The sequence below is a fragment of the Salinicoccus sesuvii genome (genome assembly GCF_042648145.1).
GTDB classification, from domain to species: Bacteria; Bacillota; Bacilli; order Staphylococcales; family Salinicoccaceae; genus Salinicoccus; species Salinicoccus sesuvii.
In genome coordinates this window covers 347,924-363,110 of the sequence record NZ_JBHRWV010000007.1, presented here as the reverse complement: position 1 = coordinate 363,110, position 15,187 = coordinate 347,924, and the positions used below count along the sequence as shown (strand labels likewise).

The window sequence follows — 15,187 nt, the reverse complement described above, 5'->3', positions numbered from 1 at the left end:
AATAGGAAAAGGTGGAAGGTCTATGTATACGAAAGACGAGATAGTAAAAGAAGCAAAAGCGCTCGGCGGTATGATTGCTGAGACAGAGCAGGTTGATTTCTTTAAAAAAGCTGAAGCAAAGATACATGAGAACAAAGACGTCCGTGAAAAGATGGCCAGTCTAAAAAGTCTTCAGAAACAGGCTGTCAATTTCCAGAACTACGGTAAGGAACGGGCATATCAGATGACTGAGGAAAAGATCAAGAAGGTTGAAGCGGAGCTTGATGAAATGCCGATTGTCAACCAGTTCAAAGAATCTCAGAGCCAGGTCAACGAGTTGTTGCAGATGGTTTCACATGCGATCAGTCAGACCGTGACAAACGAAATTATCACTTCTACAGGCGGGGACATTTTGGAAGGTGAAACCGGAGCGGCAATGAGAAATATGCCGAACCGTAAAGAAGACTAGAAGGTAGCATAAGGGCTGTACATCTTTTTTGATGTACAGCCCTTTATTTAAAAGGAGGATGGTTGAATGACTAGAAATTTAACCATAACAAGTATGCTTGTCGCACTGAATGTTGTACTCAGTACTTTTGTTGTGATCCCCCTCGGTCCAGTCCGAGCAGCTCCCATACAACATCTCATCAATGTCTTAAGCGTCGTACTCACAGGTCCTTTCGCAATCGTTCAGGCATTCCTTTCGTCAACTATCCGTATTATGATGGGGACTGGATCGCCATTTGCCTACCCGGGCAGCATGATCGGTGCACTTGTTGCATTCCTGCTTTACCGGAAATTTAAAAAGCTGGGTCTGTCTGTTGCTGGTGAAATGATCGGGACCGGTGTCCTTGGTTCGCTCGCTACTCTGCCTTTGATTATGATACTTGGTTTGGAGCTGAATTTTTTCTATGTATTGGCGCCTGCGTTTATGGCGAGTACAGTGATTGGTGCTCTGGTATCATGGGTGATTCTTAGGCAACTTGACAAAAAAGGCGTTCTAAAGACGTTCAACATTTAATCGGCCGCGTGATATAATGCAGTTATATTTTAGTAATGGAAGTGTTTAGATGACGACAGTAACACCAATGATGCAACAGTATCTGAATATAAAGGCGGAGCATCCCGATGTATTGCTTCTCTACCGGATGGGTGACTTTTACGAGTTATTCTATGACGATGCGATTACTGCGAGCAAATTGCTCGAAATCACATTGACATCAAGAGACAAAAAGAAGGATCCGATCCCGATGTGCGGCGTACCCTATCATTCTGCTAAGGGCTATATCGAACGACTGATCGATCAAGGATATAAGGTGGCCATCTGTGAACAGCTCGAAGATCCGAAGCAAACGAAAGGAATGGTCAAAAGAGGCGTCGTGCGGGTCATTACTCCAGGCACTTTAATTGATGATTTCGGTATGGATGATGGACGCAGCAACTATATCCTCTCACTGGATGAACAAGGGGGGTTCTTCAATGCCGCCTATTCCGATATTTCTACAGGTGAAATATCGGCTTTCTGCACGGATGACATGATGGTGCTGAAAAGTGAAATCGATCGTATCGACCCGAAAGAAATTGTCATTGAGGAGAATATTCAAGACATCTTATCGGAATTATATGCCGATCCACCAGTAAATACTGTGTTTACGAATGATACGCATCATCCACTCGACTATGACCCGGCAGTCACTCAAGGGGAAAAGCAGGCACTTGATCTTCTTATCAGCTACATCCAAGCTCACAACATGAGGGAACTGAAGCATTTTAGAACAGTCGCGAAACATCGCATCAAGGAGACTATGCAGCTCAATTACGCTGCACTTTCCAACTTGGAGTTGCTGGAGAGCCTTCAGACCAGGAAAGCGAAAGGGTCGCTATTTTGGTACATGAATCGAACTGAGACGCCGATGGGCAAGCGTAAACTAAGAAAATGGATTGAACGTCCGCTCCTCAGCAAGGAAGCTATCATTGAACGGCAGGATGTTGTCGCTTTATTCCTCGAGAATTTCATTGAAAGAGAGGATATCAAGACCTTGCTCAATAACGTCTACGACATTGAGCGGCTTGTCGGCCGTCTTAGCTTCGGCAATATCGATGCCAAAGATCTGGTTCAGATGCGGGATTCACTTGCAGGGCTGCCAGCAATTGAAACGATCCTTTTGGAGATCGGACTGCGAGAGACACCTTTATTCAAAGATTTCGACACGCTCCGTGACGTTCATCAACTACTTGAATCAAGCCTTGACGATACACCCCCGAAGACAATACGCGAAGGGGGCATCTTCAAAGAAGGGTACAACAGCCGGCTTGATGAATACCGCTACCTGTCAAACAACGGCAGAATATGGTTGAATGACTATATCGAAGGAGAACGGGAACGGACTGGCATCCGCAATATGAAGATCGGGTTCAATAAGGTGTTCGGCTACTATATTGAAATCTCAAAAGGCAACGCTGTAAATTTCGATGCCGACCACTTCGAGTACCAGCGCAAGCAGACGCTGACCAACGCAGAGCGCTTCATCACCCCAGAACTTAAGGAAATGGAGTCGAAGCTACTCGGTGCCCAGGATGAAAGCATCATCCTAGAATATGACCTCTTTGTCGAACTGCGCGAGCAAATGGAAGAGTTCATTCCAAGACTGCAGACAACGGCTGATATCATCAGCTCGCTCGACTGTCTCATTTCATTTGCGACTGTAGCCAATGAGTACCGTCTGGTACGTCCTGAGTTCAGCGAGGATACGTTATCCATCAAGGCAGGACGCCACCCGGTAGTCGAAAAAGTGATCGGGGAGAATACCTACGTACCGAACGCACTCGACATGGATGAGAAAACGTTCATCTATTTAATAACAGGTCCAAACATGTCTGGTAAGAGTACGTATATGCGTCAGACAGCAATAATCAGCATTATGGCGCAGATGGGCATGTATGTTCCGGCAGAGTCAGCGATATTGCCGATCTTTGACCAAATTTTCACCCGTATTGGCGCGAGTGACGACTTGGCAAGTGGTAAATCGACATTCATGATTGAAATGATGGAAGCAAACGAAGCACTGCAGCATGCGACAAAAAACAGCCTTCTGATCTTTGATGAGATTGGTCGGGGGACGTCTACTTATGATGGACTGTCCCTCGCACAGTCGATGCTTGAGTACATCCATGATCATATCGGTGCCAAGACGCTGTTTTCGACCCACTACCACGAGATGACACGGCTTGGAAATGAACTAGAACATTTAAAGAATGTCCATGTTAAGGCAACCGAGTACGATGGAAAATTAATTTTTCTTCATAAGGTGAAGCCGGGCCCGGTGGAACGGAGCTACGGTATACATGTAGCGCGTCTTGCGGAATTGCCAGAAGAGGTAACAATACGGGCGCATGAGCTGCTCCAAGGATTCGAACAAAATAGACAGGTTCCGAGCAGTACACAATTGTCATTGCCGCTTGATGAGGCTGAGAGTGAAGAATCGCACCCGGTTATCGACATGCTCAAAGCTGTCGACATCAACCAGATGACACCACTTGATGCGATGATGAAACTACAGGAACTTAAAAACGAGCTTGAAGGCGAGTGATGATATGGGTTCAATAAAAGTATTGGATAGTGCAATACAGAATAAGATAGCTGCCGGGGAAGTTGTTGAACGGCCAAGCTCTGTAGTCAAGGAACTAGTGGAAAATTCCATCGATGCCAATGCTTCGCAAGTTGAAGTGTTCATTGAAGAATCGGGAATGAAGCAAATACGGATTGTGGACAACGGAGATGGCATCCATCATACGGACGGTCCACTGCTATTTCAAAGACACGCGACAAGTAAAATCGGTACGGACTATGATCTGTTTCAAATTCGTTCCCTCGGATTTCGTGGAGAGGCACTCGCAAGTATCGGTGCTGTAGCGAAGGTAACCGTGGAAACCAATCATATGGAAGGCAATCCAGTATTCATTCGGTTTGAAGGCGGTAAACTGATGGAACAGACGCCCGGTAAAGAACGTAAGGGAACGGATATTACGATTACAGAACTCTTCTACAATACACCAGCGAGACTCAAGTACATGCGTTCGATGCGTACGGAGAGCGGAAAAATCATTGATGTCATTCAGCGCATGGCGCTGGCTTATCCCAATATCAGCTTCCGTCTCATACTGGATCATAGCGAAAAGGTTATGACCAAAGGCAACGGTAATCTCAAGGAAGTCATCAGTGATATTTATGGGCTGAATATCGCAAGACATGCTGTGGCATTTGAGGCGGAGGATGCCGATTTTCGTATACAAGGTTTCCTTATCCGCCCAGAGATCAACCGCAGTAACCGGAACTATCTCAATATTTCCATCAATCGCCGGTTCATCCGGAGTTTCAAACTTTCTCAATCGATCATCAACGGCTATCATACATTGTTGCCAAAAGATAAGTATCCGATCGCGGTAATTGATATTACGATGGATCCAAAGCTTGTTGATGTTAACGTACATCCGGCTAAAACCGAAGTCCGCTTTTCAAAAGAGCGGGAGCTGAACCAATTGCTCGAGAAAACTGTGCGTTCGCATATGAAAGGTGAAATGCTCATACCGGATGTCGCCAAAAAATCCTCAGTACCAAAACAGCAGGTCACACAGGGTACTCTAGATTTTTCTCGTGAGACACGAGATGATAATGTACCAGAGAAACCTGAGACAGATTGGCAACAGCCTGCAACGCCTGATTTCAGAAAACCGTCAGCGGAGTACAAGGTTGTACCAAAGAAAACGGTGCTGAATGAAACAAAGGTGAAATCAAAACAGACTGTACAACGCACGGTGCCTGACCAAACGCGAGTGAAAAATACAGAGACCACAGACACTACTTCCACAACGACTGGGTCATCCATTGAGAAAGAGAAACTGCCGTATCTTGAAATTGTGGGTCAGCTTCACGGCACCTACATCATCCTACAGAACGACACAGGCATGTATATGATGGATCAGCATGCAGCTCAAGAACGCATCAAGTATGAATACTATGCGGAGAACATCACCATAGGAAAGACGGACGGTGTGCCGTTGTTAATCCCGTATACTTTCGAATTCCCGATGAATGATATAATAGAAATAGATGATCGGCTAAAACGCCTTCAATCACTTGGTTTTAATATCGAAAAAAGTGGCATCAGACAATACGCTGTCACCGCCTATCCGAACTGGATTGATGACAAGCATCCGGAAAGGGATATTGGTGAACTGATTGAATTCGTTTCTTCAAGACCTGACTTCTCCGTAAACCAATATAAAGAGGAGATGGCCATCATGATGAGTTGTAAACAATCGATTAAAGCCAATCACTATCTCGACAGAGTGCAAATTGAAGCGCTGCTCGAATCACTCAGGGCCTGTCACTCGCCATACACGTGTCCGCATGGGCGTCCGGTCATCATTCATATGAGCACCTACGAAATCGAGCGCATGTTCAACCGCATAATGAAGTAGGAGGGGTAAAGATGAAGATTAGTGAAGAGATGGTATACAATCAAGGCCGACATATTAAAACCAGAATCTTTTCTCCGGATCACCCCGTATGTGCAATCCAACTCCTCCATGGTATGGCGGAGCACATGGAGCGCTACAGTGAAATGATGACATGGTTTGCCATGAACGACTGTATGGTCATCATGCATGATCATCGCGGGCATGGGATGGATGCTCAAGATCTGGGTCATTTTGAGAGTTTCAACCTACTGATTGAAGATGCTCTGGCAGTTTCAACAGTCATTCCAAAGGATTTGCCGAAGTTCATTTTAGGACATTCGATGGGATCCATCGTTGCCCGTCGTCTGCTTGAGCGTAGAGTATATGATGGTGGTATCATCGTCGGCACAGGTAGCAAGGACACTTTTTCTGACCGGTTATCCACCAAGATGCTACGGTCACTTGCAGATGTAGCACCAAGAACAAAGTCTAAAGTGATTAACCGCCTTGCATTTGCTGGATATGACAAATCGTTTCCGGGCACACAAAAGAACCGATGGCTGTCTGAAGATGCAGTGAAAGTGGCACGCTACAACAGTGACGCTCTTTGCGGCTGCTTGATGAGCAACCGTGCTTTGTCAGAAGTTGTACGAAATATACAAGATAGCCAGAAAAAGCGTAACTTGAAAGAACTGGATGCCAATGTACCCATTTTATTTATCGGTGGTAAGGAAGATCCCTTCTCAAGTAAGGGCAGAGATATACGTAATCTGGCGCGTACTTATCGTCATTATGCTGGCAGTGTCACTGTACAGCTTTATGATAAGAGCCGACACGAAGTGCTTTTTGAAAAAAATCGTGAACAAGTTTACAACAGGCTTATGGAGTGGGTGATGAGACATGTCTGAAAAGAAGAAGTTGCTTATATTGGTCGGACCCACCGCAATCGGCAAGTCTGCACTCGGTGTTGAAATTGCGAGACGGTTCAACTTAGAGATTATAAGCGGGGACTCGATGCAAGTGTATCAGGGAATGGATATCGGTACAGGAAAAATCACAGAAGCTGAGATGAATGGTGTCCAGCACTATATGATCGATGTCATGCCGCCGGATTCAGCTTTCTCGGTACATGATTTCCAAAAGCACGTAGATGAAATCATCGACGAATTCCACGAAGCCGGGGATGTGCCATTTATCGTTGGTGGAACCGGTCACTATATCCGTGCCCTTATCTACGGCTACGAATTCAACGATGAGGACGATGCTGAGAAACGTGCATTGACGGAACGTCTTGACGCACTCGGATCGACCATCCTACACAACCGGCTGAAGAACGTTGATCCGAAACTTGCCGGCGAGATACATCAAAATAACCGCAGACGTGTCATCCGTGCTTTGGTTAAACACGAGCTGAGCAACAGGATCAGCAGCAGAGAAGGCCCCGGCTACACAGATGAGATGAAATATGATACATTTATTATAGGGTTGACACGGGATAGGAAATTGATTCATGAGAGCATCAACAACCGTGTCGAAAAGATGTTCGAGATGGGGCTTGAAGAAGAAGTGCGTGCCCTCGTGCAACACAGACCTCTATCAAAAACAGCAGGCGCAGCCATCGGCTATAAGGAGTTCATACCATACTTCGAAGGTCACGTCTCCCTGAATGATGTTAAAGAAACCATTAAGCAACACACCCGGCAATATGCCAAACGGCAACTGACCTTCTTTAGGAATCAGCTTCCCGTGAGTTGGTACGATCTTGATTCAGTGAATACGGATAGTATATTTGAAGATATATATCAATTCCTACACACGAAGGAGAGAAAGAAAAATGACTAATGGTGATCTGCAGGAGAAGTTTCTCAGTGAATTCAAGGAGTCAAAAGCCGAAGTGACCGTATTTCTTGTAAATGGATTTCAGATGCGGGGGACTGTCATAGATTTTGACCGGTTCGTTATACAGCTGCATTCAGGAGGCAAGGATCAACTGATCTATAAGCATGCCATCAGCACTTTCACTAAATAGGAAAAAGCATCCCATTAGGTGGGATGCTTTTTTAGCCTCTCAGTACTTGAGCGATATCATACTCTATTGAAAGTGGCGATTTTTGAGGTGGATAGCGTTTAATTATCTTGCCTTCTCTTGAAATCAGGAACTTTGTAAAGTTCCATTTTACCGCACTAGTAAGCAAACCATTCTTACTTTCGGTCAGATGTCTGAATAGCGTATGGGTGTCGGTACCTTTAACATTCACCTTCTCCATCACGGGAAAGGTTACGCCATACTCTTTGTTGTAGTGGAACTCTGCTTCGGAAGCATCGAGTGGTTCCATGTTCATGAAGTCATCGGAAGGAAATACGAGTACTACAAATCCCTCATCCTTATATTTTTGATAGAGGAACTCAAGTTCGGATAATTGATTGCAAAGTGTACATTCACTTGCGGTATTTATTATAAGTATGCCTTTGCCTTTAAAATCTTTCATATCAATCGTCTTGCCAGTGGCATCTTGAACTTTCAAGTCGTACAGGTGTGTCTTCATGATTTTAGGCTCCTTTCTACAAAGTTAAATGGAATATATGCTACTTTAGACATAATCCAGGTCAGCTAAACACGAAAACAATAATCGATTAACAAAACGGGTAAGGAATGTTAAAGCAGCCGAGGAGGTACACAATGACAAAAAAATATAAAGGCGTCATTATTTCAGTAAATACACCAAAAAGGAAAGATGTCCAGTCTGAGCTAGAGGAACTTAAAAGCCTAGCGGAATCGGTGGATATAGAAATTATTGGTGTCCATGTACAAAATCGATCATCGGTGGATCCGAGATCTTATGCCGGTACTGGCTTCCTGTCGGAAGTTCGTGAGTCATATGATGAGGATGAGGAGATCGATTATACGATCGTCAACGACGAAATCACTGCTAGTCAGAACCGTTCGATAGAGGCTATTATGGACACCAAGGTCATCGACCGCACGCAAGTTATTTTAGATATTTTCAGCCTAAGAGCCATGTCTAAAGCAGGACAGCTGCAGGTCGAACTGGCACAGTTACAGTATCTTGTGCCGAGATTGAAAGGTCAGGGTATCAATCTATCACGCCTTGGTGCAGGTATCGGTACGAGAGGCCCTGGTGAGACAAAGCTTGAAACAGACAGGCGACATATCAATCAGCGAATCAAAGAAATCAGGAAACAACTTCAAGTTGTAGAGTCGCACCGCGAGCGGTACCGTGAGAAACGTAATAGAAACCAAGTGGTCAAAGTGTCGCTTATCGGTTATACCAATGCGGGTAAATCATCTCTCTTCAATGCCATGGCGAAAAGTGATACCTATGAGCAGAATGCGCTCTTTGCTACATTGGACCCGAAAACCCGCCAGATTACACTCCCTTCTGGTTTTGAATGTATCTTATCTGATACCGTCGGGTTCATTCAAAACTTGCCGACGACTCTCGTTGAGAGTTTTAAATCCACACTGGAGGAAGCCGCGGATAGTGATTTTCTGATCCATGTCATCGATAACAGCTCGGAGAATCTGGAGACGCATTATGATACAGTCAGAAATCTAATGAAACAGCTCGATATGGAACATATCCCGTCCATCGTGTTCTTCAATAAGACGGATCTTGATAATACAGTACACTATACGCCGAGCGAGCCGAATGCCCATGTGAACACTTCAATGCCCCCTATTGAAATTCTACGCACACTTGAAGACTTCATGAAGACCCATATGGAGAAGTACGAAGCTATATTGCCGCTCTCAGAACCTCAGAAGATATACGACTTGAAGCGATATACAATTGTAGATGAACAAGTCTTAGACGAGAGATCAGAGGCATATACCCTGAGCGGCTATGAGCCACCCGGGGCTTGGAGTCATAGAATTATAGAAGGAAACGAGGACTAACTGCTTGGAACATAAAAAGATAGAAACGATGGTGGAAGCATCCATCGACGCAATTGAGCCGATTATGAGAAAAAATAAGAAGATTGCACAAAGAAATTTTAACAAGGTGATGAAAGCTTTTCATGATAATGGGGTAGCGGAGAGTGATTTCACTGGTACTACAGGCTACGGCTACGATGATACTGGTCGTGACAAACTTGAAGAAATATATCGCTCTGTATTTAGAAGCGAAGATGCGATTGTCAGAAGCCAAATCATATCAGGTACTCACGCTATTAGTCTCGTATTGCTCGCCTTGCTTGAAAAAGGTGACGAGCTCATCTATATCAGTGGTGCACCGTACGATACACTTGATAAAGTTATTGGTCGCTCAACTGACGATATCGGCAGCTTAACAGAAAAGGGTGTTAACTACAGGGTCATCGATTTGGTTGATGATCAATTTGATGTTTCCCAAATCATGGCAACCATTACATCGAATACTAAGATGATTGCAATCCAGCGTTCACGCGGCTACAGTATGCGGAAATCGTTAACAATCGATGAGATACAGATGATGATTGAAAAAATAAAGGCCAAACATCCTGATATTATTATCTTTGTCGACAACTGCTACGGCGAGTTTGTTGAGACCAGGGAACCTATCGAAGTAGGTGCGGATGTCATTGCGGGGAGCCTCATTAAGAATCCGGGCGGGGGCTTAGCTCGTATGGGCGGGTATATCGCCGGAAGAAGGGACCTTGTTACACGCATTAGTTATCGTCTGACTGTACCCGGAATTGGTAAGGAGATGGGGGCCAGTTTGAATGCCTTGCAGGATATGTACCAGGGCTTCTTCATGGCACCACATGTCGTTATGGAAAGCTTAAATGGCGCCGTTCTGACAAGTCATTTGCTGTCGAAGGTAGGGCTAAAGACGGACCCTGTACCTGATGCAAAGCGTACTGATCTGATTCAAAGTGTATCATTTAACACGGAGGAAGAGATGGTCACGTTCACCCAAATGATCCAAAAAGCATCACCGGTCAACTCGCAGTTCCTACCTGTCCCTAGCGATATTCCAGGCTACGAGAATCCTGTTATCATGGCCGCAGGTACATTCATACAGGGGGCATCGCTCGAGCTCAGTGCAGACGGCCCCATCCGCCGTCCTTATACCGTATTTGTTCAGGGTGGTCTTGTTTTTGAACATGTTGTCTATGCGCTCACTACGGCACTTGGTGAAATGGTCGAAAAGAAAATGATCACATTATAGACTCTAGGGAATCTAGAGTCTTTTTAAAATAGTTCAACGAACTTGATTTTGATGTATAAAAAATAGAACTGCCGTTTATTCGGTAGTTCTATTTTTAAGTAAATGCCTCTTCAATGAATACGCCTACTTGCTTAATTAAATTCAAGGTTCCAAGTTATCCAAAGTAGAGATTAAACCATAAAACGATAAGCATTATGCTTACTACTCCCCAAACCGTCGTGCTTACTATCCACCAGATTAGAAGTTGAGCCTCTCTTTGGCTTTTTTCATCTTCACCAGCTATCGTAATAGAAGCAAGCTTACTTTCCATTCCTTTTTTCATACATATTAAAAGCGAACACCCTGTCATTATGAAACCTATAGTTATCCATGTTAATAGCTCCATATTTTGTATCCTCCCTTAGTGAACCAATTTACTTTATATTTTGTCGCTTGTTATAACTTTTCGATTAAACAAACTAGATACATTGAACACTCCCATTGTAGCTTTAGAGTAACTTTTAATTTTCTTTACCGAGTTCATAATATTTGATGTAAAAATCAAATGATAGATTCTCCTTATAACATACGTAAATATGGGTGAGCAGTAAAGGAGGAAAGAAATCTTGGACATAAAAACCAAAAGAATTATTAAAAAGATAAAGAAGCATGATGAATCTGGCATCGAGCTTTTGGTCCGTACACACGGGGGGCTTCTTAAATATATTATCAACAAACATCTATATCAATTGGAGTCTCATGAAGAAGAGTGTTTTAACGATGTGCTCCTGTCTATCTGGAATAATATTGATTATTATGATTCTAATCGTTCGTCATTCAAAAACTGGATCGGAGTTATTGCACGTTTTCAAGCAATAGACATACTACGGAAATATAGGAAAGAACTTCACGATGAATCATACCAGTTAGACACAGGGCATGCGACAGACAGCTTCTGGAAGATGGAGTTTGAAGATCTTATTAGAAGCCTTAAGCCGATTGACCAGAAATTGCTTACATATATTTATATAGACGGCTACAGTGTAAAGGAATCTGCTGAACTGTTGGGAATAACTCCAGACAGTGCATATAATCATGTTTCCAGAGCCAGAAAAAGACTCAGGGAGGGGTACAATAATGAATAAGATCATGTTCGAAAAGTTTAATGATGCACAAGCCGCAGAATATGATTATGTACCATTGTCTGTTGAGGAAGAAGATCGGATACTAAAAAGGTTTAAAGCGTCCATTCCTGAACAACGTAAAAATAATAAAACGCCTTTAAGAGCATTGATAGGGGTAGTACTAGCTGCCATATTATTTACAGGTATATTTTTAAGTCCTGTTAGCAATAGCATTCAGGCCAATGTTTTTAATGCTTTTGAAAACATCCATCAGTCTTTAAAAACTTTTTTGGGTACAGGGGTGGAAGATTACAAGAACGAAATTAACCAAGTTGAAGTATATGAGGGTCTGTCGATAAAGTTGACTGATGTTGCAGCTGACTCACATTCAATTTCCTTCAACTTTCTTCTCGATTTTAAAGCGCATGATGAGCAATTAAACTATCTGATGTTCCCTCGGATCTTAGAGCTGTCCGTAAACGGTGAGACGCTTGATATTTATTCAATTGCAGCGGGAGAAGCCCAAGGGCAAGTGTATCAAAATATTGTCACCTTTTATCATGATACCAATTTGGAAAATGAAACAGACATAGATGTGGATATAACAATATCCGATCCGCAAATACCAGGAGCTATGGAAAGGGGCCTTGAAGAACGTATACATCATAACTACACATTCGATTTGACGCTCGACCCAGGAAGTATTTATGAGGACACCAAAACAATACCCCTGGAGGGGGCACCAGGGAATCATAACTCGCCAATTCGTGCTGAGTCTCTGAGTATCCATCCGTTCAATGCCGCATTGAAAACAGAAGAAATCGTAAATGATGACTATAATGGGATAATAGCCGAGCTGACTGATCAATTGGGTCAAACTTATGTATTAAGCCAGAATTCCGATGGGATATTTAGATACTATAAATCGCTTTCAGAAGGAACGATAGAAGAATTGAATGAAGCAAAACATGTAGATCTCGTATTTCGTCGAATGTCTTCCAATAACCCACTTTCTTATCAACATAATATTGAAATAGAAATTCCAGATAATAGGTGATGCCAAAATGCATAACGGGTATAATAGGAATAAGAGATTCTGCAAGATTAAACGAATGTGCAAACGATGGTGATCGCTGAAAATGGAGGGTAAGATTATGGTCTACGTGACACTGATGCTGCCGATCATTTTTCTGACTGCTGTGCTACTGTTTACGAGACGATCGATGCTTTTCAACAACAACGGTAGAAGCATGAAGAACTCCGATGCTGATATTTTTCTAAAGTGGATGATTGGAATGGAAATCGTAGTCGTCGGAGTATTGATAATATTAAGCAGTATGTAACATTGAAAAAGCACCATGCGATATTTTGTCGCATGGTGCTTTTATTGACTTACTGTGTAATCTGTTCATTTTCAAGCGTAGGTTGTTTGATGTTTTCACTTCTTAGGTTAAATATCAGATTAAGAATGATTGCAGTTAAACTGCCAAGTACAATACCGCTTTCCGCAACGACACCAAATGTCGGTGGAACGATGGCAAAGAGATCGGGTACTGCTGTGACACCGAGTCCCATTCCGATTGATATCGCAACAATCATCAGGTTGTTCTGATTTTCAAAGTCAACTCTTGAGAGCATTTTGATGCCATATGAGATGACCATACCAAACATCGCAAGCATTGCACCACCAAGGACAGGTGTCGGGATGCCCATTGTGATAGCACCGATTTTTGGCACAAGTCCAAGTAGTATCAACATGACACCAGCGATGTAGATAATACGTTTGTTGCGTACGCCGGAAAGCTGTACGAGCCCAACATTTTGAGAGTAGGTTGTATAAGGAAAGGCATTAAATAGACCTCCGAGAATGATGGCCATACCTTCTGCACGATAGCCGCGCTTAAGGTCTTTTTCTTCGATGTCCTTTTCACAAATATCACCGAGTGCGAAGTAGACACCTGTCGCTTCGACCAGACCGACGATTGCCACAAGCATCATCGTCAAGATCGGTACCAGATGGAATTCTGGCATACCGAAAAAGAAGAAGTGTGGTAGGTGGAACCATGATGCATCCCGGACTTCAGACATGTCTACCATACCGAAGAATGAACTGATGACAGTGACAATGACGATACCGCTTAAAATAGCAATGGACTTAAGGAAGCCTTTACCGAATCTGAAAAGAATCAATATGACTGCAAGTGTGCTAAATCCAAGGGCAAGGTTGATGCCAGAACCGTAATCCGCACTCCCTTGGCCACCGGATATATCATGCATAGCGACTGGAACGAGTGTAATTCCTATGATGGTGACGACAGTCCCGGTCACCACTGGCGGGAAGAAGCGGATCATCTTGCTGAAGTATTTTCCAATGAGTAAAACGAATAGTCCAGTGACTAGTATTGCGCCATAGATTGAAGTAATGCCGTAAGTATTGCCAATTGCAATCATCGGTCCGACGGCAGTGAAGGTACAACCAAGCACAACAGGAAGGCCGATGCCTGAAAACTGGTTCTTCCAGACCTGAAGGATAGTTGCGATTCCACACATGAAGATATCAATCGCAATCAAGTACGTTAGTTGGGCAGATGTAAGACCGATGGCCCCACCGACAATCAGTGGGACGACGACTGCACCTGCATACATAGCGAGTACGTGTTGGAAACCGAGTGACATTTGTTTTGTTTTTGACATCTGCATTATGCGTTCACCTCTGATAGGAATTTGATTTCTCCATTGGATAAGGAGGCAATACGCGCGAGCGACTCAACATGATAGCCTCTATCTTTAAGTTTCTGCGGACCACTTTGGAATGATTTTTCAATGACGATACCAATTCCGGCAACTTCAGCACCAGCTAATTCAACGACTTCGGCCAGTGCGTTAGCAGCTTCCCCGTTAGCAAGGAAGTCGTCTATAATGAGTACAACATCTGAGTCATTGATGAATTTGTCGGCAACAGCGATAGTATTTGTTTCCTGTTTAGTATATGAATAGACCTCTGCAGTAAGGAGATTCTCGTCCAAGGTCAGTGATTTTCTTTTCCTTGCGAATACAACCGGAACACCGAGCGCAAGTCCTGCCATTACGGAAGGCGCGATACCTGAAGATTCCAGTGTCAGTATCCTCGTAATATTCTTTCCTTCAAACCGTTCTTTGAATGCTTGACCGATCTCAGCCATAAGAGCAGGGTCAATTTGATGATTTAAAAATTGATCCACTTTCAGTACCGTGTTTGAAAGTGCAACACCTTCGCTCAGTATTTTTTCCTTAAGCAACTGCATGAACAACACCCCAAAAAGTATTTTTAAAAACAAAAAAACTCAAAGCACACATCATGAGATGAGTATACTTCGAGTGTAATCACGCAAGTTACTCACCCATAGTCAGAACATTTACGGTGTTCCGGTAGAAACTTGCAGGCCATATCCCCGCGATTATATGAGTGCTTTGTATTTAAGATGTAGATAA

General features: G+C 43.5%; 16 protein-coding genes and 1 riboswitch. Of the genes, 12 read left to right on the top strand and 4 right to left on the bottom strand.

Annotated features, from left to right (window positions below):
- The first annotated feature begins 22 nt into the window (after positions 1-22).
- The 7 genes from ACFOJ8_RS07620 to hfq all read left to right on the top strand — a co-directional run bounded on the left by ACFOJ8_RS07620 (position 23) and on the right by hfq (position 7,468).
- Positions 23-448, top strand: coding sequence for a RicAFT regulatory complex protein RicA family protein (locus tag ACFOJ8_RS07620; protein WP_380654782.1), 426 nt, complete (start codon positions 23-25; stop codon positions 446-448).
- A 66-nt stretch (positions 449-514) separates the two neighbouring features.
- On the top strand, positions 515-1,000 hold the full coding sequence (gene thiW / locus ACFOJ8_RS07615; RefSeq protein ID WP_380654779.1) for an energy coupling factor transporter S component ThiW: 486 nt from the start codon (positions 515-517) through the stop codon (positions 998-1,000).
- A gap of 49 nt (positions 1,001-1,049) precedes the next feature.
- Positions 1,050-3,569 carry a DNA mismatch repair protein MutS gene (mutS, locus tag ACFOJ8_RS07610; protein WP_380654777.1) on the top strand — a complete coding sequence of 840 codons (2,520 nt, stop codon included), beginning with the start codon at positions 1,050-1,052 and terminating at the stop codon, positions 3,567-3,569.
- A gap of 4 nt (positions 3,570-3,573) precedes the next feature.
- The gene (mutL, locus tag ACFOJ8_RS07605; RefSeq protein ID WP_380654775.1) at positions 3,574-5,460 is read left to right on the top strand and encodes a DNA mismatch repair endonuclease MutL; all 1,887 of its coding nucleotides are present in this window, start codon (positions 3,574-3,576) and stop codon (positions 5,458-5,460) included.
- An 11-nt stretch (positions 5,461-5,471) separates the two neighbouring features.
- A complete protein-coding gene (locus tag ACFOJ8_RS07600) occupies positions 5,472-6,347 on the top strand; it encodes an alpha/beta fold hydrolase (protein ID WP_380654773.1) in 876 nt (291 codons plus the stop codon).
- The gene (miaA, locus tag ACFOJ8_RS07595; protein WP_380654770.1) at positions 6,340-7,281 is read left to right on the top strand and encodes a tRNA (adenosine(37)-N6)-dimethylallyltransferase MiaA; all 942 of its coding nucleotides are present in this window, start codon (positions 6,340-6,342) and stop codon (positions 7,279-7,281) included. Before ACFOJ8_RS07600 ends, miaA begins: the two co-directional genes overlap by 8 nt.
- Entirely contained in the window at positions 7,274-7,468 is a 195-nt protein-coding gene (gene hfq / locus ACFOJ8_RS07590) for an RNA chaperone Hfq (RefSeq protein WP_380654767.1), read from the top strand. Before miaA ends, hfq begins: the two co-directional genes overlap by 8 nt.
- Positions 7,469-7,499: 31 nt before the next feature.
- Here hfq and ACFOJ8_RS07585 read toward each other — a convergent pair whose 3' ends face one another.
- Positions 7,500-7,985, bottom strand: a complete 486-nt coding sequence (locus ACFOJ8_RS07585; protein WP_380654764.1) for a glutathione peroxidase — start codon at positions 7,983-7,985, stop codon at positions 7,500-7,502.
- A 107-nt stretch (positions 7,986-8,092) separates the two neighbouring features.
- On the opposite strand from ACFOJ8_RS07585, the gene hflX reads away from it, so the two are divergent.
- Positions 8,093-9,358, top strand: a complete 1,266-nt coding sequence (gene hflX / locus ACFOJ8_RS07580; RefSeq protein ID WP_380654761.1) for a GTPase HflX — start codon at positions 8,093-8,095, stop codon at positions 9,356-9,358.
- A 28-nt stretch (positions 9,359-9,386) separates the two neighbouring features.
- Positions 9,387-10,613 (top strand): methionine gamma-lyase family protein, encoded by a 1,227-nt coding sequence (locus ACFOJ8_RS07575; protein WP_380657072.1) that lies wholly within the window; start codon positions 9,387-9,389, stop codon positions 10,611-10,613.
- A gap of 154 nt (positions 10,614-10,767) precedes the next feature.
- Here ACFOJ8_RS07575 and ACFOJ8_RS07570 read toward each other — a convergent pair whose 3' ends face one another.
- Positions 10,768-10,998 (bottom strand): hypothetical protein, encoded by a 231-nt coding sequence (locus ACFOJ8_RS07570; RefSeq protein ID WP_380654758.1) that lies wholly within the window; start codon positions 10,996-10,998, stop codon positions 10,768-10,770.
- A gap of 220 nt (positions 10,999-11,218) precedes the next feature.
- On the opposite strand from ACFOJ8_RS07570, the gene ACFOJ8_RS07565 reads away from it, so the two are divergent.
- From ACFOJ8_RS07565 to ACFOJ8_RS07555, 3 genes are all read left to right on the top strand, one after another.
- Positions 11,219-11,737: a sigma-70 family RNA polymerase sigma factor gene (locus ACFOJ8_RS07565; RefSeq protein ID WP_380654755.1), complete on the top strand. Its 519-nt coding sequence runs from the start codon at positions 11,219-11,221 to the stop codon at positions 11,735-11,737.
- Entirely contained in the window at positions 11,730-12,773 is a 1,044-nt protein-coding gene (locus tag ACFOJ8_RS07560) for a hypothetical protein (protein WP_380654753.1), read from the top strand. The genes ACFOJ8_RS07565 and ACFOJ8_RS07560 overlap by 8 nt, the downstream gene beginning before the upstream one ends.
- 97 nt (positions 12,774-12,870) lie before the next feature.
- Positions 12,871-13,059 (top strand): hypothetical protein, encoded by a 189-nt coding sequence (locus tag ACFOJ8_RS07555; protein WP_380654751.1) that lies wholly within the window; start codon positions 12,871-12,873, stop codon positions 13,057-13,059.
- Between the two features lie 49 nt (positions 13,060-13,108).
- On the opposite strand, the gene ACFOJ8_RS07550 is transcribed toward ACFOJ8_RS07555, so the two are convergent.
- On the bottom strand, positions 13,109-14,416 hold the full coding sequence (locus tag ACFOJ8_RS07550; RefSeq protein WP_380654749.1) for a nucleobase:cation symporter-2 family protein: 1,308 nt from the start codon (positions 14,414-14,416) through the stop codon (positions 13,109-13,111).
- A complete protein-coding gene (locus tag ACFOJ8_RS07545) occupies positions 14,416-15,000 on the bottom strand; it encodes a xanthine phosphoribosyltransferase (RefSeq protein ID WP_380654746.1) in 585 nt (194 codons plus the stop codon). Before ACFOJ8_RS07545 ends, ACFOJ8_RS07550 begins: the two co-directional genes overlap by 1 nt.
- A 79-nt stretch (positions 15,001-15,079) precedes the next feature.
- Positions 15,080-15,181, bottom strand: a riboswitch (purine riboswitch).
- Between the last annotated feature and the right edge of the window lie 6 nt (positions 15,182-15,187).